We start from the raw sequence: 21852 nt of genomic DNA on the forward strand, positions 1-21852 counted from the left end.
GGGGGCGGCGAGGGCCGCATACGCGGGGTCCTCGCTGACAGGTGCGTCGAAGACGACGCGTACGGGCTGAGCTCCGTCGGCCACCCAGTCATCGACGCTGCTCAAGGTCACGGTCTGCGCCGCGTTCCAGTTCGCCTCCGTGAACGTCAGGCCCGCATGGCTCAGCGTCGACTCGGTCGTGTCGCTGACGCTGAGGGCGATCGTCACGGGCGCGCTCGGCTGCGATGCGAGGAGCACGGTGAATGTCACGGGCGCGCCGCGTTCGGCGAGGGGCCCCGACGGGTCGCTGACGACGATCGCTGCCGTCCCTGGGCCGTCGTCGTCCGTGTTCGTGATGTCAGCGGACGCCGCGACGAGGCCGTCGCACGCTGGGTCTGCAGAGACCGAGGGCCCGAAGCGGACGCGGAAGAACTGATCCGCGTCGCTCTCCGCATCGTCCACCCCCGTGACCGTGATCTCTCGAGGGACGCTCCAATCCTCCACCGTGAAGGAGATGGTCGCCGGTGACACGGAGCCTTCGGTCGCATCCGAGCTCGAGACCGGCACCATGATCGGCGCGCTCGGCGCGCCGTCGAGCGCCACGCTCACGGTCACCCGCCCGCCGGACTCCGAGGTGCTGAGCGCTGCGCCCGCCGTCATGATCCGCAATGAATTGGTCGACGCGACCGGCGCATCGGTCGAGGGCCCATCCGAGCACCCGACCACCACGAGCAGTGCGGCGAAGGCGCAAGCTGCCGCCGTGAGCGCAACGCGTGGCGCAGAGAGGGAAGTGCACTCTGGATGGCAAGATCTCGGTGCGCGCATGATAAGGGGAAACTCTACCCATCCGTGGGTCCGGTAGGATGTTCAGTAGTGGGCGATGATCGCGTCGAGCTCCGCCTGCGTGACCCGGACCGCGTTCGCGTGGCGCACGCCGGACGGAAAGCGGTACTGCGCGCTCGGGAGCTCCGTCCAAGAGCCCGGATCCGCGTCGAGATCCGTCGTGCTCCAGCACCCGAACACACCGCCGTTCAGGTAGTAGTCGGCGAACAGGTACCATCGATTCTGCCGCGGATCCTTGATGACAAACGGTCCCTCCGTCGCTCGTCTCCTGCTCTGGGTCGACCCGCGCGTGATGTAGTCCGGACTCCATCGCGTGAACGTCGCCGGATCGAGCGCGAGCGTCGAGGAGCGCGCGATCTGGATGTCCTTGCCCGATCCGGTGAGCGCGCTCCCGCTGCTGTCCGTCTCGTCCTTGAAGAAGAGGTAGTTGCGGTCATTCCATTGCGTGATCGTCGCGTCGATGACGCTGTAGCCCGGGTCGAAGAGCACGTCGGGTGTCGGGTTGACGATGGTGACGAAGTCCTCGGTGTAGCTGACGTAGATGCGGTTCGCGCCCGTGGTGTCGTTCCCGGACCAGATGATCGCATAGAGCTTGCGATCGGGGTCGTAATAAGCCTCCGGGGCCCAGGCGTGCATCGGGGCGGCCTCGGGGCCCGGAAGGTTCGTGAGCGTGATCAACCGGGGATTCGTGAAGGTGATGAGATCGGTCGAGTCCGCCACGAAGACCTTGGAGCTCGGATGGTTCCAGTAGTTCGAGTCGTTCTCCGAGAGCGTCCAGTCCGTGGCGATATAGATGTACGTTCCATCGTTCTTGCGGAACAGGAACGGATCTCGGATGTGATTCGTGCCCATCCCGGTGAGCTGGTACGCAGGCTGTCCATTGGCGAGGGTCGACCACTGAAGCCCGTCGGTGCTGTAGGCGAGATGCAGCGAATCGCTCGCCACGTCCTGATGCGGCCCGAAGTAGCTCAGCACCCAGGCACCCGGGGAGCAGCTGGTTGCGTTCATCGTGGCCGTGTGCTCGCCGTTCGTGCACGTGAGGCAGCTGCGGTCCGTGGTGCTGCTCCCCTCCGTGCCGACGAGCTCCCCTGGCACGCAGTCGGTCCACGCGACGCATGTTGTTGCGGGATCGGCGTCGTCGTCCCAGGTGCCGTCCGCGCAATCCACAGGCGCGGCGGTCCCGCCCGCGCAGTACGTGCCCGGCGAGCAGCCGTCACACTGCGCGGGCGTGGCGCTCGTCCCCGGCGCGGTCTGCCTCGTCCCCGGCGCGCAGGGCGTGTGCATCCTGCAGCTCGGCGCGTTCGTCGTGTCGCTGAAGGTGTCCTCCGGGCACGCCGCGCACCGCCGGTCCGCCGTAGGCGAGCCCTCGGCGCTCGCGAAGGTGCCTGCGGTGCAGCCTGTCCATGCGACGCAGCTCGTCGCGCTATCGCCATCGTGATCCCAGGTGCCCTCGGAGCACGCGGGGGGCTCGGCATCGGGTCCTGCGTCTCCGCCCGTCGTCGTCACGGGGTCGCTGCACCCGGAGGTCCAGAAGAGCGCCACCAGGAATCGTGCTCTCGATCTGCTTCCCAGACGTGCCATCTCGCTCCTCGGTTTCGAGCGTAGTTGCTTGTCCGCGATGACCGAGCGAGCGGAGCCGTGCCGGGATCGATCCGAGGACGAGCGCCCCGCGCGCACGACGGCCTGTCCTGGACAAAGCAAAAGGGGGTTCGTGAGCAATTGTGAGCGCTCACATCAGCGGCGTCAACCGAAATAGCCCGGCGACGGGCTCACGGCCGCCGTGCCCCTGGAGCCCATCCACCTCGACGCAGGTCCGACGCGGCTCGCCCAGGTGGTCTCGAGCCTGCTCGCGAAGTGGCCAGGCACGACGCGCCGGGCGGCCGTATCTGGCGCTCGGTAGAGCTGCATGGGGGGGATGGTCGGCGACGGCATCAACGACGCGCCCGCGCTCGCCGGCGCGGACGTGGGCATCGCCCTCGTCAGCGGTGCCGAGGAGCGGCGAGGTGGCCTAGCGGATGAAGTACCCGGCCCGGGGGAGCGACGCATCGCATCGTGACGCCTGTAGAGCTGCTCGCGCGGCCATCCACACGTGTTCCCCCGCCGAGGTACCCTCTTCTCCCTCGGGCTGGAGGACACCGCGGGCCGGTCGATTGGAATTGACGTTGTCTATGTGAACGCTCACAATCGACCCGATCGGTATCCTTTTGCTTCGCCATGGATGGGTCGTCGTGAACACGGAGATCTTCGTCATCCGATGGATCTCGGCGCCGACTCCGTCCGGATGGTCTGCTTCGCCATCGTCGGCAAGAGGAAGGCGGATCGCGTACGGAACCTTCTGTCACCTGAGGTGAGCGCTGCGATTCGCCATTGACATCGCCGGCGTCATGTCGTCGCAGCCTTGCTTGGTTCGAGAGAGCAAATTTATACACAGGAGAGGACTCCATCATGAGCCGAAATTGGACTGCTTGGGGCGCCTTGCTGGCAGCCATGCTGGGGCCGGTACCCTCCGCGGGAGCGGCGACGTTGCAGCAGATCAACGACTGGAAGGTGAGCGGTCTGCCTGGTGACGTGAGCATGTACGTCTATGTCCCGGACCGCGTGGCGCAGAATCCTCCGATTCTGACGCTGGTGCACTACTGCGGCGGGACCGCCAGTGCAGTGTTTGGTCAGGCGCGGGGCGGGGGCATCGTCGACGCGGCGGACGACCATGGCTTCATCATGGTCGTCCCCAGCAGCGGAAGATGCTGGGACGTCGTCTCGGACAAGACTCGCACGCGCGAAGGCGGTGGCGACAGTCACGCCATCAGGCAGATGGTGAAGTACGCGCTCGACACGTACGGAGGCAACGCGGATCGCGTCTATGCGACGGGAGATTCGTCCGGCGGCATGATGACCGAGCTCCTGCTTGCCCTCTACCCGGACGTCTTCAAGGCAGGCGCCGCGTTCGCGGGCATGCCGGCCGGGTGCCGCGCAGCCAACGAATCAGGCAACAACGGCGGATATAGCGGAGCGTGCGCGGGCGGCTCGGTGACCCACACAGCGCAAGAGTGGGGGGACATCGCCCGTACGCTGGCCCCGGGGTATGCGGGACATCGCCCGCGGCTGCAGCTTTTCCACGGCGACGCGGACACCATCATCAGGTACCCGAACCACACGGAGGCCATCAAGCAATGGACCAACGTCCTGGGCGTGGGCGCGAGCCCGACGTCGACCGATACGGGAGTCCGGCTCGGCAATCACGATGCGACGCGGCAGCGCTGGGAGAATGAGTGCGGCTACGTGGTCCTCGATGCGTTCACCTCGATTGGCGGCGATCACGGCCCTTCCGACGCGTTATTCCCGGCTGAGTACGTCATCCCCTTTCTCGGTCTCGACAAGACCGGGCCGGTCGATCCCGAGATAGAGCAGTGCAGCGGTGGGGCGGGCGGAAGCGGCGGCGCAGGCGGAACCGGTGGAGAGGGTGGGGGTGGCGGACAGGGGCAGGGCGGCATGAGCGGCGGGACCGCCGGGAGCACGGGGTCGAGCGGCACCGCAGGCGGAAGCGGCACCGCAGGCGGAAGCGGCACCGCAGGCGGAAGCGGCGGGAGCAGTGGAACGGGTGGCGCCGTCACGGCTGGTGGCCCGGCCGGTAGCGCTGATTCTGGATCGTGCGCGGTCGGCAGGGTCGATTCGGGGGAGTCCGTCGGGACCTCCCTGGTTGCTCTGGCAGTTGCACTTTCGACCTTGATCCGTCGTCGTCGGAGGACGGCGGTGGGGTGAACCTGAACCGGGACCACCGAGGGGAGAGTGGTAGCGGCGAGGACGCAGAGGGTGGCTCGTCGACGGGAGGTCTCGGTGGCGGCGAAACCTGCGGAGATTGGCGCGGCGCGTCCGAGCTCAGCGTACGCTCGAGGTCGCCTCGCTCGCCGGCGCCCGCTGCTACGGCCGGTCGGGGAAGCAAGGTGGGCGCCACTGCTGTAGCGCCCACCGCGGCACGTCAGCGCACCCGCAGTTGCGCCGCCGATTCACCGAGCTTCTCGCCCTGCGCATCGACCACATGCAGGTTGTACGTTCCGGCGCTGGCCGGCACGGCGATGGACGTCGCGTCCCCCGCCGCCTTCGTCATCGTCGCGCCCTCCGTGAACGTGCCGGTGCCGGCCGGCGCGAGCCAGACGGCGTTGGCCGCCGCGCCGGTGCTCCTGATCTTGATTGTCTTGGTGCCGGATGCCACCGAGGCGCTCGCCGGGAACACGTAGTCTTGAACCGCGAGCAGCCTGCTGGGGATGATGCCCCGGTGCTCTTCCTGGATGCCGGAGCTCAGGCAAATTTCGTATTGCGCTGCAGGCCACATGTTGTCCGGAACCGCGACCGGCGGGTCGATCCTGCTATCGGGTGGGTTGATGCCCATCTTGTTCACGGTGGCGTACGTCCTCAGGATGGTGAGGTGGTGCTTGGCCCCGAAATCCTCGCAGTTGATCGTGTATTTTACGCCGGGGTCGATGTCGAGCACGTTGTCGTTCTGCGTGATGTGCGCGCTGCCCTCGTCGTTGTGCAGGCCGTACGTGGGGCCGCTCGTCGCGGGCGGAATGCCCTTGACGTAGTTCTCGTTGATGGTCGTGCCCGGCATCTGACCTAGCGTGTAGACCGCGCCGCTGTCGTGTAGCCTGCTCAAGGTGTCGATGAAGCGATTGTTGTTGATCGCATTGTCTTTGCAGGTGGTCGAGTCGGGGAAGTTCCGCCAGCCCCAGCCCAGGTTGATGCCGTTATAGGCCGTCTTCTGGATGTGGTTGTAGGTTATCTTCAGGCCATCCACGAAGAACGCGGTGATGCCCGAATGGCCACCGAAACCCGGCAGTGAGCTCACGTCGTACAGCAGGTTGTTGCTGATGGTGTCGTTCTTACAGACGCCTTCGACACCCGGGCCGAACCTGTGGTGCGGGCCGGAGTCGCCCGCGTACAGGTGCTGCGGGTGGCCGACCGTGATGCCGCTGCCGGCGATGTCGGTGATGTGGTTGCCGACGATGCTGGAATTCACGACGTCGTTGATGAAGGAAATGCCCTCGTTGCCGCTGTGCTTCACCACGTTGCCGATGAAGTTGATCGAGTCGGCGTTGTTGACCGTGATCATCCCGGGCAGCGTGTCGATGATTTCGTACTTGCTGTTGTGCCAGTTGCCGTCGCCGTAAGCGACGTAGATGGTGGCGCCCTGTACCGTCGCTTTGCCGCGCGACCCGTCCACGCTGTATAGGTTGTAGTCGGTGTTGGCGAAGGTGATGCCCTGGAAGGTGAGGTTTTTGACGCGGCTAGCGCTGGAGGCGCCGACGATGTCGATCAGCTTCTCTGCGATCGGCGCCTGCACGTCGGCCTGAGCCATGTCTTCGCCCTGCCGCGGGTAGTAGTAGAGGGTCCCGGTCGTCTTGTCGAAATAGAACTGACCGGGTGAGTCCAAGAACTCGCGCGCGTTGTAAATCGTGTGGGAACCAGAAACGCTGAAGCCCGAATTCCAGCCGGGGGTCTGCGCGATGGCGCCGTAGGGCTGTTGAAAGAGCAGCGCGCGGAGGTTGTCTGGCGTGGTGATGACATCACGAACGCAAACGATATTCTCGTTCCAGGTGGTGCCGTTCACGATCTCGAGGTCGTCTTTGTTGCTGGCGATGGCAGGTACCGCGTTGAGGTCGTACTTGGCGCCGTCACTGCCGCTGCCGGTCGCCCAAGCCCAGCTGTGCTGCCCGGCCGTCACGCTGTACGTCCCGACCCCTCCGCGCGACGTGACCCGCTTGCTCGTCATCAGGGCACGAGCATCGTTCACGTACAGGTTGCGCAGCTTCGTCGTTCGGTCCAGCTTGGCCTTGTAGATATTGCCTGCGTCCGGCGTCCATCCGGTCACCTTCGTCGCGCCGTTCAAAACGGGCTTTTCCCCGGGGTAAGCCTGATAGTAGATGCGATGGCCATTCGTGCCCGAGTCCGACGGCGCGAAGGCGATGGCGTCGGTGAGGCTGTACGTGCCACCTCGGAGGTAAACGTAGATGTCGCCGGTCATGTTGGCGTTGAGGGTGCGGACGGCGTCGCGCGCCTTGGTGACCGTCTCGAACGGCGCGCTGGCCGTGCCTGGATTGTCGTCGCTACCGGAAGGCGACACGTAGTACGCCGCCTGCCGCGTCCCGGTCTCGTCTGGAACCTCGCCGCCGCCGCCGCCGCCCGTTCCGCCACCGGCCATCGCGCCGGCGCCGCCGCCGCCCCCGTCCGCTGCCGCTCCTCCGGCTCCTGCAGTGGCGTCGGCTCCGCCGGTTGCGCTGCCGCCAGCCGAGCTGCCGCCGCCGGCCAGGTTGGGGCTCGTCCCGTCCGATGAACAGGCAGCCAACCCAGCGAACGCCGTCAGGGATGCGGCGACCAGCAGCTTGAGGTGACGAACGGTGGAATCGTGACTCTCACGCATGATGTTTGCCTCGAAGGGAAGGTGAGCCAGCCGCCCACGCGGAGCACCGCGCCGCTTCCAGAACACGTCAACTCAGTGAGGAACCGACCCGCAGCGACGCTGCCGCGAGCCCTGCCAGAGCCTCGCGAAGCAGCGGTACGTCGCGAAGCAGAGATGCCGACCGAGCACGGGCGCCGGCACGCTCCTCCCCCTGCATGCGCCTCACCTGGAGCCAGCAGCCCGACCGGCACGGCGAACGCGCACAATGAGAAAGGCCCGGTGCGCATGACGCACCTATCCAGGGCAACGCCAAAGGATACCTGGCGTAAAATGTGAACGTTCACACGGCTGGCGTCAATCGAAATGAACCGGCGCGCGGATGTCCTCGATCCGGAGCGGTGCGCAGCGGCGGCCGGCCGAGGCGCCCGCGTTAGCTGTCCCGCGAGCCCGGCTCGCGCGAGCTCGTGTTTTCCGGGGGACCTGGGCGGTGCTCGTGCACAGGACCAGCTCGGCCATCGACGATGGCAGCCACGCCTGGTTGTCGCCGCCGTGGTTGGTCCATCGCTTCAGCGCGATCCCGTCGGTGGTCGACTCGTCGGGGACGTCCAGCACCTTGCCGCTCTTGACGTTGGTCAGTCGGAAGCAGCCCGATCCAATGCAGTTCACAGGCGGTCGATGGCCAGGTGATTCCTGGCACGCGGGGTTACACGGCCACGTGGAGGGGCTGCACCACCGCCGCGAACACCGGGAGCGCCTCGCAGCGCGCCGCGTGCGCGGCCAGCGCCGGCCGCCTCGCGGCGTCGGTGAGGGCCGGGTGCGCCTCGGAGGCGAAGCGCAGCGCGCAGGCGACCGCGATGTCGGCGTGGCTGAAGGCGCCCAGCCACCAGGTGTCGCCGCGCCGGGCGGCGCGCTCCCGCTCCAGCAGGTCGAGCGTCTCGCCGATCTGCGCGGTGCAGCGCTCCACCCAGACAGGGCTCCGGCGCTCGCCCGTGCGCAGCACGTGCTCGTAGAGCAGGCTCACCGCCTTGTCCGCGAGCCCCGTGGCGAGCGCGGAGACCCGCAGCCCGGCGCGGCGCGCCTCGCCCGAGCGCGGCAGGAGCGCGCGATCGGGCCCCACCTGGTCGTCGAGGGCGTCGAGGATCGCCGCGCTCTCCACGAGCGGCTCCCCGGCGTCCGTCACGAGCACGGGGACCCGCCGGAGCGGGTTGTACTTCGCGATGGACTCCGCGTCGGCCCACACCGACCACGGGCGGTGCTCGTACGCGAGCCCGTAATGCTGGAGCGCCACGGCGACGCGGCGCACGAAGGGAGAGTCGTACTGGCCAATCAGGATCATGGCGGCTCGTTTAACCGAGCCTGCCGCGCGCGGCTACCAGACAGCGCACGTCCTGGTCGGCCGCATCGGCGTGCCCGGCGCGCACTTGAAGGCCTCGCCGAACTCCGGGAGGTTCGCGAGCGGGCCGTTGACGCGGAACCGCGGCGGGGAGTGCGGGTTCACCTGGACCATCAGCCGGAGCGCCTCGTCGCGCAGCTTGCCGCACCAGGACTGCCCGTGCGCGAGGAAGAACTGCTGATCTTCCGTGAAACCGCTCGCGACCGTCTGCTCCGCCGCGCCCTTGCGCATCGCGCGGTACGCCATGAAGGCGAGCTTCACGCCCCCGAGATCCGCGATGTTCTCGCCCAGCGTCAGCTTGCCGTTCAGCTTCAGCCCCGGCAGCGCCTCGAAGGCCGAGTACTGCGCCTCGACGCACGCGGTCTTCTCCCTGAACGCCACCCCGACCTCCTTCGACCACCAGTCCTCCAGGTTGCCCTTCTGGTCGAACTGGGAGCCCTCGTCGTCGAACCCATGCGTGAGCTCGTGCCCGACCACCATGCCGATGCCGCCGAGGTTCACCGCCGCGGCCGAGCTCACGCTGTAGAACGGCGGCTGCAGGATGCCGGCCGGGAAGACCATGTGGTTGCGCTGCGGGTCGTAATAGGCGTTCACGGTGGGCGGGCTCATCTGCCACTCGTCGCGATCGAGCGGCTTGTCGATCTTCCCGAGGTCCCACTGCGTGTGGAAGGCGCGCGCGGCGAGCGCGTTCTTCGCGTACGATCGCGGATCGACCTCGAAATCGTAGGTCCTCCACTTGTCGGGATATCCGATGAGGTACGCCATCGCGGCGAGCTTGGCGAGCGCGCGCTGCCGCGTGCCCTCATCCATCCAGTCGAGCGCCCGGGCGTTGCGCGCGAACGCGTCGCTGATCTGGTGCACCATCGCCTCGGCCGCAGGCTTGCTCGCGCCGGGGAAGCTCGTCTTGACGAACGGCTGCGCGAGCAGCTCGCCGAGCGCGTCATCGGTCGCGTCCACGCAGCGCTTCCAGCGTGGCCGCACCTCCTTCTGCCCGGTGAGCGCGGCCTGCAGCGTGAAGCTCTCGTCGACGAACGCCTTGGGCAGCGCGGGCGTCATGGAGCGCACCACGTGCCACGAGAGGTAGCTCTGCCACGCGGCGGGCTTCACCGACGTGAGCAGCCGGGAGAGCCCCTCGAAGAACCGGACGGAGGTCACGTTGACCTCCTTGGCGTCCTGGAGGCCGAGCCCCTGGAAATACGCGTCCCACGGGAACGCCGGCGCTGCCTTCGCGAGCGCCGCCCGGTCGAGCTTGTTGTAGAGGCCCGCCGGATCCCGCCGCTCGACCCGCGTCTTCGAGATCTTCGCGAGCTCGGTCTCGATCTGCACGACGTCGAGCGCCGCCGCCTTCGCCGCCGCCTCCTGCGCCCCGGCGAGCCGCATCATCCGCGCGACGTGCTCCTCGTAGGTCTTCCGGAGCGCCTTCGATTTGTCGTCCTCGTTGAGGTAGTAGTCGCGGTCTGGCAGGCCGAGCCCGCTCTGGTCGAGCTGCGCGATGACGCGCGTCGCGTCCTTCATGTCCTGCGCGGATTCGATGTCGAACAGCGCCCAGATCCGGCGGCGGTGGAGCTCGGTGACGAGCGCCCCGAGGCCCTTCGGGTCGCGCACCCGCCGCGCCTTCGCGAGGAGGTCCGCGATGGGCTTCGCGCCGGCGGCCTCGACCGCGGGCTCGTCCATGCACGCGCCGTAGTAGGCGCCGATCTTCTTGGTCACCGGATCCCGGTCGCCGGCGCTCGCGGCGTCCTCGAGGATGCGCCGGAGCTCCGCCTCGTTGCGCTTCTCGATCTCGTTGAAGCTCCGCATCCAGGCGGACTCGTCCCCCGGGATCTCGGTCTTCGCCAGCCATCCGCCGCACGCGAACTGATAGAAGTCCTCGCAGGGGTTCGCCGATCGATCGAGCGCGGCCTCGTCGAGCCCGACGCTCTCGAGCTTCGTCTCGACGACAGGGAGGCCCTGCGGCGCCGGCGGCATCAGCGCCTTCACGGCGGGGGGCGGGAGCGCCGGTGGCGGGCTCGCGGCGGGGCCGCAGGCCGCCAGCGCGGAGAGGGCCACGGTGAGCGCGAGGGGAGCGGCAGGCTGTCGGAGCGTGCGCATACAGCGCTCTACCACAGGCCGGCCGTTGCGCGGGCCCGCGATGGCCGCCCGCCGCGGGATCGCGCGCTCGCGCCCGCATCCGCCCGGAGCGGGCCGGCCTCACTCCCGGTCGAGCTTGCCCATCAGGCTCAGCGTGAAATAGGCCCCCATGTACTTGAGGTGTGGGCGCACCTCGAGGTGGACCCGGTACCAGCCCGCGCTCCCCTCGACCTCGGTCACCGACGTCCGCCCCTTGCGGAGCGGCCTGCGCGAGCGCACGGCGGGCGACACGACATCCATGTCCGCGACATACTGGCTGAGCCAGCTGTTCAGCTCGCGCTCGAGGTCGCCGCGCTCCTTCCAGGTGCCGATCTGCTCGCGCTGCATGACCTTGAGGTAGTGGGCGAGCCGGCTGACGAGGAAGACGTAAGGCAGCTGTGTGCCGAGCCGGTAGTTGACCTCGGCGGCGCGCCCCTCCTCGCTCTGGCCGAAGTACTTGGGCTTTTGCGCCGAGTTCGCGGAGAAGAAGCAGGCGTTGTCCGTGTCCTTGCGGAACGTGAGCCCGATGAAGCCCTCCTCGCTGAGCTCGAACTCGCGGCGCTCGGTCAGCATGATCTCGGTCGGGATCTTCGTCTGGATGGCGCCGAGCGCCTCGTACTCGTGGAGCGTGAGCCCCTCGACGGTGCCGCCGGATTGCGGCCCGATGATGTGCAGGCACCAGCGGTGGCGCGCGAAGCTCTCGGCGAGCCGGGTCGCCATCGCGTAGGTGGGCGCCCCCCAGCAGTACGCCGCGTGGTTGCCGACGACGTCTTCCTCGTAGGAGAACGCCCGGATGGGGGCGGTGCTCGCCCCGTAGGGCAGGCGCAGGAGGAAGCGGGGGAGGAGCAGGCCGACGTAGCGCGCGTCCTCGGACTCGCGGAACGCGGTGTACTTCACGTACTGCGGCCCCTCGAAGAGCGCCTTGATGTCGCCTAGGTGCGGCACCTTCCGGTAGTCCTTGAGCCCGAAGAACTGCGGGCCCGCGACGGCCAGGAAGGGCGCGTGCGCCATCGTCGCCACCGCCGCGCATTTCTGGAGGAGCGCGATGTCCTGGGGCACGGGGCCGAACTCGTAGTTCGAGATGACGGCGCCGAACGGCTTGCCACCGAAATTGCCGAACTCCGACGAATAGACGATCTTGTAGAGGCCGCTCCTCACGACCTCGGACGAGTCCTCGAAATCCGCGAGCAGATCGTCCTTCGAGCAGTTGAGGATCTCGACGCGGATGTTCTCCCGGAAGTCGATGTGATCGATGGCGAACTTCAGGCCGCGCCACGCGGCCTCGAGGCGCTGGAACACCGGGTGATGCAGGATCTCGTCGATCTGCCGCGACAGCCGCTGGTCGATCTCCGCGATCCACAGGTCGATGAGGGCGCTGTCCAGCGCCGCGCCGGCCTCCGGGCGGCCCGCGACCTTGCCGACCACCGCCTCCACGCCCCGCTTCACATCGTGGTAGGCGCCGCTCGTGGGGGCGACCCTCGTCTCCGCCAGGAGCTCCGCAAGGAGAGAGCCATTGCTCCCCATCACCGGCTCTTCGTGCTGCCCCGCTTGCATGTCCGGAAATTTACCACGGTCGCTCGCCGGCTGGAAGCGACGGACACGCCGGCGCCCGCGCGCCCCGCCCCGCCCGGGCCCGGGGCGGCATGGCGCGGCGCTGCCACAGGAGAAACGCCCGCTCGGCGCGCCTCGGACGCCCGCGCGGAACGCTCCCTCAGCACGCGAGTCAGGTGTCGACCGGACATGAAAAGCCCATGGCGATGGCGCGACTGCAGTGTTACAAATCACATGTGGGTGCTCCCACGGAAGCCGAAGACATAAGGGCTTTCGTTCGAGTCTTCCCTCTCGCACTCCCGGAACAGGCGCCGACGCCCCCGCGTCGACGCCCGTCCTGGTCGTGGCCGCGCGGCGCCGCGCGGCGCCAGCGCCCCGAACGGCTCGGGACCGAGTGAAACGGGCAGTGGGAACACGGCGGGACAGCGGACATCGCCTGTCTCTATCTCTCCGTGTGCCCCGTGCCTATGTGATCCAGATTCTCTGCCTTTCGGCGCGCGTCTGCGCGTCGTCAGCATCCGGCGCGCCTTCGCGCGTCGTCGGCATCGCGCGCGTCCGCGCGTCGTCGGCATTCGGCGCGCCAAGGCGCGCCATGGGTCGTGGATTTCGAGGAGAGGAGTCGGGATGGAACGCCTCGGGCTCGGCATCATCATCGGGATAGGTCTCACCAGCTTGACGAGGATCACCCGTCCGACCGTCAAGAGGGCCATGAAGCTAGGCTTCGTCGCCGTGGACGCGATCAGGGGCGCGCTCGGCGAGGGCAGGGAAAGGCTCGCCGACCTCGTCGCCGAGGTGAGGGAGGAGATGGCGCGCCAGGAGCAGCGCGCCGGCTCGGGCGGCGCGCAGGGGTGGTCGCGCGCGGAGATGGAGCCGCCCGGGAGCTGACGAGTGGAATGTTCCGGTGACCCGGCCTCGCGGGCCGGGAGGTGAGCCATGCCGAGCGATCGAGGGGTCGTCATCATCCACTGGGTTCCAGGGCGCGTGCGCCTCGCCGTCCCCGCGCTGCGCAGGGACCCGGCGAGGGCGGAGGAGATCGCGGAGCTGGCGCGCGCCTGCCCCAGCGTCGTCGATGCGCGGGCGAGCGCGTGGGCGGGGAGCCTCACGGTCGAGCACGAGCCCGATGTCCCGCTGGAGGACGTCTTCTCCGAGCTCGCGCACATCCCCGAGCTCTCGGGTTGTAGCTGTCGCCCGATCGATGGGCTCACGCCCTCGCCCTGCGCGGCGCCCGCCGAGCCGCCGAGCCCGGGCCGGACGGCGCGCCTCGTCGTCCAGGCCGCGGACAGGCTGAACGCGGCGTCGCAGGTCGTCCCGCCGCCGCAGGTCGACCTCAAGCTCCTGGTCCCGGCGCTCCTCGTCGGGTCCGGGATGCTCCAGGTGCTGCTGCGGCGCTCCCCGGCCATGCCCCACTGGATCACCCTGGTGAAGTACGGGGTCGACTTCTTCGTGGTGCTGAACCACGGCCGTATCCAGAGCTTCTTCGCGGGCGTGAGCGCGGGCGCGGGCGCACCCACCGGCGGCGAGGCGGGGTGACGATGGCCGCGCTCCTGTCGACCGCGACCGAGCCGGTCTCGGTGGTCCATGCGATCCCGGGCAGGGTCCGCCTGCTGCTCCCGCGCCTCGGGAAGGACGCGGCCTTCGGCCCGCTGCTCGAGGCGGGGCTCACCGCCGTGCCCGGGGTCCTGTCCGTGCGCATCGCCGAGGGCGCGTCGAGCGCCGTCGTCGAGCACGACCCGCGGCACGTCGACCTCGACGCCATCGTGCGCGCCGCCGCCTCGGCCTCCGCCGCGCCGGCCCCGCGGGGGGCGCTGCGCGCCGCGCGCGCCGCCCGAGAGGCGCGCCGCGCGGCCGCCCTCGCGAAGCGCCCGCTCTACCTGTCGAGCGTCGGCATGGTCCTCTCGCTCGGCAGCTTCGTCTCGCCGCTGCTCGCGTACCCGTTCATCGCCGCGACGTCCGCGCCCATCCTCAAGAGGGCCTGGGACTCGGTGGTGCGGGACCGCAAGCTCAACGTCGACCTGCTCGACAGCCTGGCGATCGCGTCGGCCGTGGCGACCGGAAACGCCATCAACGCGGCCGGCATCATCTGGCTGGTCACGCTCGGCGACCACATCCGCGATCTCACCCAGGCGCGCGCCCGGCGCGCGATCAGCGGCCTGCTCGAGTACCAGCAGGACCTCGCGTGGGTGGTCCGCGGCGACGCGAAGGTGCAGATCCCGGTGGCCGAGCTCGCCGCCGGAGACGTCCTCGTCGTCTACACCGGCTCGGTGATCCCGGTCGACGGGACGGTCACGGACGGCGAGGGGCTCGTCGACCAGCAGACGCTGACCGGCGAGTCGATGCCCGTGCTCAAGGGCCCCGGCGACCGCTGCTTCGCGGCGACCGTCATCAAGGACGGCAAGCTGTACATCCGCGCCGAGCGGGTCGGCGGCGACACGACCGCCGCGAGCACGGCGCGGCTCATCGAGAACGCGCCCGCGCTGGAGACGCGCGCGCAGAACTACGCCGAGCTCGTGGCGAACCGGCTCGTCCCGCCGGCCCTCGCCTGCTCGGCGGTCGTGCTCGCCGCGACCAGGGACCTCGGCCGCGTGTCCGCGATCCTGACGATCGACTTCGGCACCGGCCCGCGGGTCTCGGCCCCGACGACGGTGCTCGCGTCGATGAACGCCGCGGCGCGGCGTGGGATCCTCATCAAGGGCGGCGCCTACATCGAGAAGCTCGCGAAGGTGTCGACCGTGGTGTTCGACAAGACGGGCACGCTGACCTCCGGCATCCCCGAGGTGACGGACCTCCTCGTCCACGACGCCCTGTCCGCGCGCGAGGCGGCGACCCTCGCCGCCGCGGTGTCCGCGCGGCAGACCCACCCCGTATCGCAGGCCGTGCTCCGGCTCGCCGAGGCGTGGTGCCTGACGATCCCGGACCGGGAGGAGTCCCGCTACCTCGTCGGCCGGGGCGTGCAGGCCAGGGTCTTCGGCAAGGTCGTGCAGCTCGGCAGCCCCCGCTTCCTCGACGAGCTCGGCGTCGCCTGCCGCGCCGAGCCCGGCGCCAGGAAGGCGCTCGAGGCGGCGGCGAAATCGCTCCTCTTCCTCGCCGTCGACGGCCGGCACGTCGCCACGCTCGCCTGCCGCGACGCCATCCGGGCCGAGAGCCGCGCCACGATCCGCAGCCTGCGCGCGCGGGGGATCGAGGATATCGTCATGCTGACGGGCGACAGCCGCGAGGTGGCCAGGCAGGTCGCGCTCGAGCTCGGCATCACCCGGTACTTCGCGGAGATGCTGCCCGAGGACAAGGCGGAGATCACGCGCCGGCTGACGCAGGAGGGCCGCACGGTCGCGGTCGTCGGGGACGGCATCAACGACTCCCCGGCGCTGTCGTACGCCGACATCGGCATCAGCGTGTCCGCGGGCGCCGAGATCGCCCGGGAGACGGCGGGCGTCGTCCTCGTGGAGGACGACCTGTCGAAGCTCGTCGAGGCGATCGACATCTCGCGCGCCGCGATGCGCCTCATCCACCAGAACTTCTCGATGATCCTCGCCGTGAACGCGGTCGCGTACGCGCTGTCGATCCCCGGGCTCCTCAACCCGGTCGCGGCGACGCTCATGAACAACGGCTCCGCGGTCCTCGCCTGCGTGAACGGACTCCGTCCGCTCATGGGGGCGCCGCGCAGGAAGGCCCGCGCTGTCGGCCCCTAGCGCGCTCGTCCGCGCGCCGCGCCGCAGCCCGGCACGCGCGCTGCACGGGGAATGGAATGGTTGGAATGCAGAGCGAGACGCGCGGCGGATCGAGATCGTCCGCCGCGGACCGGGCGCGCGCGGGGCGCCGGACTGTGCAGTGGCTGCCCGGCGCGGCGCTCCTGGCGTTGATCGGCTGTGCAGCCGTGTCACGGGCGCCTGCCTCGCCGCACGTCGCGGCGGGGAGCCCGGAGGAGGCCGGCCGGTACCTGATCCTCGTGGGCGGGTGCAACGACTGCCATACGCCCGGCTGGGACCGATCGGGCGGCAGGCTCCCGACCTCGGAGTGGCTGACGGGCAGCGACGTCGGTTACCGAGGTCCGTGGGGGACGAGTTATGCGGCGAACCTCCGGATCTCCGCCCACAACCTCAGCGAGGAGGCCTGGGTGCGGATGTTCCGCGAGGCCGCCGGCCGGCCGCCGATGCCATGGCTCAACTACGTCACTCTGCACGAGGGCGACCTCGTCGCGATGTACCGCTTCATCCGGAGCCTCGGTGAGAAGGGCGTCCCCACGCCCCGCGCGGCGCCGCCGGAGGAGGAGCCTTCGACGCCGTACATCCTCATGGTCCCGCAGCAGCCGAAGAGCAGGCCGTAGTCATTCCCTCGCGTCGGCTCGCGTCAGGCGTGCAGGCCGCCGAGCGTCGCCGACGCCGCGTGGCTCGCCGCCGGCCGCTCGCAGGGCAGCTCCACCGTGAACCGCGCCCCGTCGTCCGGCCGGCTGACGACACGCACCGCGCCGCCGAGCGCCTCGACGATGCTCTTCACGACGTGGAGCCCGAGCCCGAGCCCGCCGAAATGGCGGCTCGACACCGCGCGCTCGAACCGGTCGAACACGTGCGGGAGCCTCCCCGCCGGGATCCCGATGCCCTGATCCTGCACCACGAGCTCTGCCGTGCCGTCCTTCCGCGCGACCGAGACCTCGATCGGCTTGCCCGCGCCGAACTTGAGGGCGTTGTCGAGCAGGTTCGAGACCACCTGCTCCAGCCTGCTCCTGTCCCACGATCCCACGACGGACGGCTCGGCGCGCACGCTCACGGACGAGCCGGAGTGCGCGATGCGCTCGGTGAGCCGCTCCAGGACGTCGTCCACGACCTCCGCGAGATCGACCGGCTCGACGTGCAGCTCCAGCCGGCCGGTGTGGAGCTGCGACACGTCCAGCACGTCGTCGATCAACCGGACGAGCCGGTGCACCTGCCGATCCATCCTTTGCAGGGAGCGCGCGAGGCGCTCGTCGGACGCGTGGTCTCCCCGGCGGAGCAACGCCTGGAGGCCGAGGCGCAGGGAGGTGACGGGCGTCCTGAGCTCGTGCGACGCGACGCTGAGGAACTCGTCGCGGACGCGCACCGCGTGCTGCGCCTCGCGGTAGAGGCGGGCGTTCTCGAGGGCGATCGCGATCTGGTCGGAGAGGAGCTCCAGCACGTGGACGCGAGCGCGCGTGAAGGCGTACGTGGTGAGGTTGTTCTCGAGGTAAACCACCCCGAGCCGCGCCTCGTTCCGCTGGATGGGCAGGACCAGGACCGACCGCGCGCCGCCCCCGGCGAAGTGAGGATCGCGGTCGCGCGCCGGCGCGTTATCCGCGTCGTCGAGCACGACGATCTCGCCCGCGCCGTGCGCGTGCTCGACGACCCGCCGGGGGACCTCGCGCGACCGGGAGAGCGGCGTGCGCTCGATGGAGACCGGGGTGGCGACGGACCCCTGGGCCCGCACGAAGAGCTCCCCCTCTTCCTCGAGCACGAGCGCGCCGCACTGCGCGCCGGCTGCCTCCAGGCAGACGCCCAAGAGCTTCTCGAGCAGCCGATCGAGCACGATCTCGCCCGAGAGGGTCTCGGCGGCCTTGAGCAGGCTGAGGGCGTCGAGGGCGACCGCCGGAAGCCGCTCCTCGGCGAGCTCGGGCTCGTCGCCGGACCCGCCGAGCCTGAACTCCGCCGCGAGCGCGCGGGCCTTCTCCGAGGCCCCCCAGCGGGCGAACCCCTGGCGCGCGGCGCGCAGGTACATGGCCGCGATCCGCGCCCGTCCGAGCCCGTGGTAGAAGCGCCCAGCCAGCTCGTTGCCGAGCGCCGCGATGTGGACGAACCCCCCGCGCGTCGCCGCCTCGACCGCCTCGTCGTACAGCGCGCCGGCGAGCTCGAACCTGCGCTCGACGCGGGCGAACTCCGCGTCGACGAGGAGGCGCCGCGGGCGGAAGTTCTCCGCGCAGCCCGCCTCCCACCTTCGCAGGGCGCGCTGCAGGTCGGCCACGCGCGCGAGCAGCGCGGCCCTCTCCTGCTCGTCGGCCTCATCGCATCGCCACAGCAGCGTGAGCGCGGTGAACAGCGCGTACTGGCACTCGGGGATGTAGCCGCCGAGAAAGTGAATGAACGGGGCCGCCGCGTCGGCGTGAGCGATGGCCTCGGCCAGATCCCGGAGCAGGTACGAGACCTGAAGGCGCCCGATGTGATACACGCACCTCGCCGGAAGCTCCCGCTGCGCCGCCTCGAGGAAGGCCCGCTCGTCGAACTCGGCGTCATCGGCCACGTTCCGGCCCCTCGTCAGCCCCTTGAGGCACCGGATCATCTGCCGGAAGGCGAGCTGGTAGAAGAGCGTCGACTTGTTGCCGGTCTGCTGGCTGAACGCGAACCCGTCGTTCAGATCGACCAGCACGCGATCGAGCTCCACTCCTGCGGCGAACGAGTGCGCCATGAGCCCCGTGCGCGCGTACGAGGAGAAGCGGAGCTCGCCGGACGACACGCCCAGCTCGATGATCTCTCGGAACGGCTCCCCGCCCGAGGCGAGCGGCGCGACCCACGGGTGGACGAACTCGTTGTACATGTACCGGGCGATCGTCTCCTGGGCGCGATCCTCGAACCGCCGCGCGAGCTCCACGGCGAGCTGGCCGAAGCCCTGGGCGCCCGATAGGTCGCCCTCGGCCGCGAGGAGCATCGCGTGCCCTGCGTAGGAGAGGATCGACTCGCTCGCGTTGCCGTGCTCCAGCGCGAAGCGGACGCCGAGGGAGGTGAGGAGCACCAGCTGCTTCCGGTCCGCGAACCAGGCGGGGGCCACCATCTCGGCGAGGAGCCTCATGCGGGCCCGCTCTTCCGGGCTGGTCACGCGGGGGAGATCGACGAGCGACTCGGGCGAGCGCTCCGCGAGGTCCCTGGCGATGACCCCCCGCCGCGCCGCGATCTCGCTGTCGAGGTCCGCCAAGGACAGCTCGACCCCGAAGTGCGCGCGCAGCGCGTCGCGCCCCCAGCCGAGCGCCAGATCGTGATCGCCGGTGATCGTCGCGCTCATGATCCGGAGCGCCTCCAGGTCGACCTTCTCCGGGATCGACGCCGCGTGGCGGAGCCCCTCCTCCACGAGCGCGCGGGCCGTCGCGTGCTGATCGGTCAGCGCGGCGCACTCTGCCGCGTCGCGGTGGAGGGAGAACCAGAGCTCGTAACGCGCTCGGAACGCGCCTTCCGGCAGCAGGCGAAGGCTGCTGCGGAAGTACGCGAGCGCCGGGCCGAAAGCCGCGGCGCGGCGCGCCTTCACGCCCGCGCGGTGGTTGAGCTCGGCGAGGTGGTCCCGCTGCTCTGCGTCGAGCAGCGCGGCGCCGAGGTTCAGCTGGTCCGCGGCGTCGAACAGCGCGGCGTCCGTCCCGTTGGTGCAGGTGGCCTCGAGGAAGCGGCCGATCTCCAGGTGCAGCTGCATCCGCAGCTGCTCCGGCCCGAGCTCGTAGGCCGTCTGCTGGACCCGATCGTGGACGAACCGGATCGCGAGCCCCGCTTCGCGCCCACACGTGCCATCGGGCACGACGAGCCCCTCGCGGAGCGGCTGGACGAGCGATGCGGTCGTGTCGTCGACGGATCGGCCGAGCACCGCCGCGATGAGCCTGAGCTCCGCGCGCCTGCCGATGCACGCGGCGACCTGCAGGAGCTCCTGCGCCGCCTCGGGCAGCCTGCGGACGGACTCCGACATCAGCTGGACCACGTTGTCGGTGACCCCGACCCGCTCGATCCGGGCGAGATCCCACGTCCATGTCGAGCGGATCGCGTCGAAGAGGAGCAGCCCTTTCTCCTGGAGCGATCGGAGGAGCTGGCGGATGAAGAAGGGGTTGCCCGCCGTCTTGGCGAGGAAGAGCTCTGCGAGAGGGCGCGCCCGCTCCGGCTCGCAGCGGAGCGCCTCGGCGAGAAACGCGACGACCGCCTCGACGCCGAGCGGGCCGAGCGAGAGGTGCGTCATCGGGGGGACCTGCGCGCCCCGGATCTCCTCGATGGTCTGGTGGAGCGGGTGCGCGGCGCCGACTTCCCTCGACCGGTACGCGCCGAGCAGGAGCACGTGCTTGCTGCCTGGATCCGCGGCGAGGGCGCGGAGGACGCGGAGCGACGCGGCGTCCGTCCACTGGAGGTCGTCGAGGAAGATCGCGAGCGGCGGCCGCTGGCTGGCCACCGCGCGCACGAAGTCCTGGATCGCGAGCAGGAAGCAGTTCTCCGCGCGCATCGGATCCGCAGCCGGCAGCGCGGGCGCGTCCCCGAGGAGCTCGACGAGCTCCGGGCAGAGCTCGCCGAGGGCGCGGCTCCGCTCGCTGACCGCCTCCCTGAGCTGCGCGCGGCTCTCCTCCGGCTCGGCGCGGAGCGCGGCCGCGAGGGCGCGGAGCGCCTCTGCCAGGGACGCATAGGGCACGTTCGCCGCGCGCAGGTCGAACTTGCCCTCGATGAACCGCCCGTCCCGCTCGGCGACGGCGGCCTGCAGCGCCTCGACGAGGGCGGTCTTCCCGACGCCTGCCTCCCCGGTCACCAGCACGAGCTCCGTCCCGCCGTTCGACACGCGGGCGAGCGCGCCGCGCAGCGCGGCGAGCTCGCGCTCGCGGTCGATCAGGCGCTCGGGCAGCGGGAGGCGCCGCGCGAGGTCCATGCGGCCGAGCTCGAATGGCGCGATGGTGCCCGCGGCGCGCCATCGCCTCTGCGCCTCGTGGAGGTCCTGGGCGAGGCACTCGGCGCTCTGGTATCGCAGGTCCGGCATCTTCGCGAGCAGCCGCTGCACGAGCTCCGAGAGGGCCGCCGGGACATTGGGGATCACGACGTGCGCGGGCACGGGGCTCCTCGCCATGTGGGCGTGCACCAGCGCGAGCGGATCGAGGTCCTTGAAGGGCGGCGCGCCGGTGAGCATGGCGTAGAAGGTCGCTCCCAGCGCGTACAGGTCCGATCGCGCGTCGATGAACCAGCACGTGCGCCCGAGCTGCTCGGGGGACAGGAAGGGGAGCGCGTCGAGCTTCTCGAGCTCCACGGCGCGGGGCATGCTCGTCAGCTCGGCCGCGTCCGAGAAATGGACCAGGGTGACCTGCCCGTCCTCGCCGAGGACCACGCGGCCTGGGGCGAGCGCGCGGTGGACGACGCCGCTCCCATGGATGCGCGCGCACGTCTCCGCGAGCGCGATGGCGACGTCGAAGAACGCGTCCAGCGCGAGCGGCCCTCGCGCGAGCCGCCGCTCGAGGTCCTCGGGGCCTGCGTCCTCGAGGAGCAGCGCCGGCATGCTCTCCGGGCCCTCCAGCGCGAGCGGCCGCACGACCCCCGGCACATCGAGCCGGCGCAGGAAGGCGTGCTCGCGCAGCAGGAGGGCCGCCGCGCCCGGGGCTGGATGACGCCCCCGAACGGTTTTCTGCACGACCTTCCTCCCGGCAAGCCTCTGTCTGCGGAGCAGAAATCGGCTGCAGCGGTGGACCTCAGTCGCTTCCGCCCGAGTCATACGCGTTCCCCCTCGCGCGTTGCCGCGAGAATATAAAGCAGGATGTGTGCTGGTGCGAGCCGGGAAGTCCCGGGTCTCGTGATTTGGGAGAGACGTCGGGTTGTGCGCTTCGCGCCATCGCGCGGCAACGCCACCGCTTCCTCCCTCTCGGCAC

General features: G+C 70.0%; 15 protein-coding genes. 7 read left to right on the forward strand and 8 right to left on the reverse strand.

Annotated elements, in window-relative coordinates:
* The first annotated feature begins 139 nt into the window (after positions 1 to 139).
* Both WME73_RS07050 and WME73_RS07055 read left to right on the forward strand, forming a co-directional pair.
* Positions 140 to 415: a hypothetical protein gene (locus WME73_RS07050; RefSeq protein ID WP_437744716.1), complete on the forward strand. Its 276-nt coding sequence runs from the start codon at positions 140 to 142 to the stop codon at positions 413 to 415.
* A gap of 69 nt (positions 416 to 484) precedes the next feature.
* The gene (locus WME73_RS07055) at positions 485 to 841 is read left to right on the forward strand and encodes a hypothetical protein (protein ID WP_437915181.1); all 357 of its coding nucleotides are present in this window, start codon (positions 485 to 487) and stop codon (positions 839 to 841) included.
* A 5-nt stretch (positions 842 to 846) separates the two neighbouring features.
* Here the strand turns inward: WME73_RS07055 and WME73_RS07060 are convergent, their stop codons facing one another.
* The gene (locus WME73_RS07060; protein WP_437915182.1) at positions 847 to 2403 is read right to left on the reverse strand and encodes a hypothetical protein; all 1557 of its coding nucleotides are present in this window, start codon (positions 2401 to 2403) and stop codon (positions 847 to 849) included.
* A gap of 162 nt (positions 2404 to 2565) precedes the next feature.
* Complete coding sequence (locus WME73_RS07065) at positions 2566 to 2793, reverse strand: hypothetical protein (protein WP_437915183.1); 228 nt, start codon at positions 2791 to 2793, stop codon at positions 2566 to 2568.
* A 474-nt stretch (positions 2794 to 3267) separates the two neighbouring features.
* Here WME73_RS07065 and WME73_RS07070 point away from each other — a divergent pair, with 474 nt between their 5' ends.
* The gene (locus WME73_RS07070; RefSeq protein ID WP_437915184.1) at positions 3268 to 4581 is read left to right on the forward strand and encodes an extracellular catalytic domain type 1 short-chain-length polyhydroxyalkanoate depolymerase; all 1314 of its coding nucleotides are present in this window, start codon (positions 3268 to 3270) and stop codon (positions 4579 to 4581) included.
* A gap of 217 nt (positions 4582 to 4798) precedes the next feature.
* Here the strand turns inward: WME73_RS07070 and WME73_RS07075 are convergent, their stop codons facing one another.
* From WME73_RS07075 to tssC, 5 genes are all read right to left on the reverse strand, one after another.
* Complete coding sequence (locus WME73_RS07075; protein ID WP_437915185.1) at positions 4799 to 7237, reverse strand: right-handed parallel beta-helix repeat-containing protein; 2439 nt, start codon at positions 7235 to 7237, stop codon at positions 4799 to 4801.
* A 333-nt stretch (positions 7238 to 7570) separates the two neighbouring features.
* Entirely contained in the window at positions 7571 to 7882 is a 312-nt protein-coding gene (locus WME73_RS07080; RefSeq protein ID WP_437744721.1) for an RICIN domain-containing protein, read from the reverse strand.
* Positions 7883 to 7919: 37 nt separating this feature from the next.
* Positions 7920 to 8552 (reverse strand): glutathione S-transferase family protein, encoded by a 633-nt coding sequence (locus WME73_RS07085; RefSeq protein WP_437915186.1) that lies wholly within the window; start codon positions 8550 to 8552, stop codon positions 7920 to 7922.
* A gap of 33 nt (positions 8553 to 8585) precedes the next feature.
* Positions 8586 to 10700, reverse strand: a complete 2115-nt coding sequence (locus WME73_RS07090) for a M13 family metallopeptidase (protein WP_437915187.1) — start codon at positions 10698 to 10700, stop codon at positions 8586 to 8588.
* Between the two features lie 99 nt (positions 10701 to 10799).
* Positions 10800 to 12272 (reverse strand): type VI secretion system contractile sheath large subunit, encoded by a 1473-nt coding sequence (tssC, locus tag WME73_RS07095; protein WP_437744724.1) that lies wholly within the window; start codon positions 12270 to 12272, stop codon positions 10800 to 10802.
* 621 nt (positions 12273 to 12893) lie between these two features.
* On the opposite strand from tssC, the gene WME73_RS07100 reads away from it, so the two are divergent.
* The 4 genes from WME73_RS07100 to WME73_RS07115 all read left to right on the forward strand — a co-directional run bounded on the left by WME73_RS07100 (position 12894) and on the right by WME73_RS07115 (position 16590).
* Positions 12894 to 13154, forward strand: a complete 261-nt coding sequence (locus tag WME73_RS07100; RefSeq protein ID WP_437744725.1) for a hypothetical protein — start codon at positions 12894 to 12896, stop codon at positions 13152 to 13154.
* A 48-nt stretch (positions 13155 to 13202) separates the two neighbouring features.
* Entirely contained in the window at positions 13203 to 13799 is a 597-nt protein-coding gene (locus WME73_RS07105; RefSeq protein ID WP_437744726.1) for a hypothetical protein, read from the forward strand.
* Positions 13800 to 13801: 2 nt separating this feature from the next.
* Positions 13802 to 15955, forward strand: coding sequence for a heavy metal translocating P-type ATPase (locus tag WME73_RS07110; protein ID WP_437744727.1), 2154 nt, complete (start codon positions 13802 to 13804; stop codon positions 15953 to 15955).
* 65 nt (positions 15956 to 16020) lie between these two features.
* The gene (locus tag WME73_RS07115; protein WP_437915189.1) at positions 16021 to 16590 is read left to right on the forward strand and encodes a cytochrome C; all 570 of its coding nucleotides are present in this window, start codon (positions 16021 to 16023) and stop codon (positions 16588 to 16590) included.
* A gap of 23 nt (positions 16591 to 16613) precedes the next feature.
* Here the strand turns inward: WME73_RS07115 and WME73_RS07120 are convergent, their stop codons facing one another.
* Positions 16614 to 21698 carry a sensor histidine kinase gene (locus WME73_RS07120; RefSeq protein ID WP_437915190.1) on the reverse strand — a complete coding sequence of 1695 codons (5085 nt, stop codon included), beginning with the start codon at positions 21696 to 21698 and terminating at the stop codon, positions 16614 to 16616.
* Positions 21699 to 21852: the final 154 nt, after the last annotated feature.

The sequence above is a fragment of the Sorangium sp. So ce302 genome, from assembly GCF_051530145.1.
Classification (GTDB): Bacteria; Myxococcota_A; Polyangia; order Polyangiales; family Polyangiaceae; genus Sorangium; species Sorangium cellulosum_B.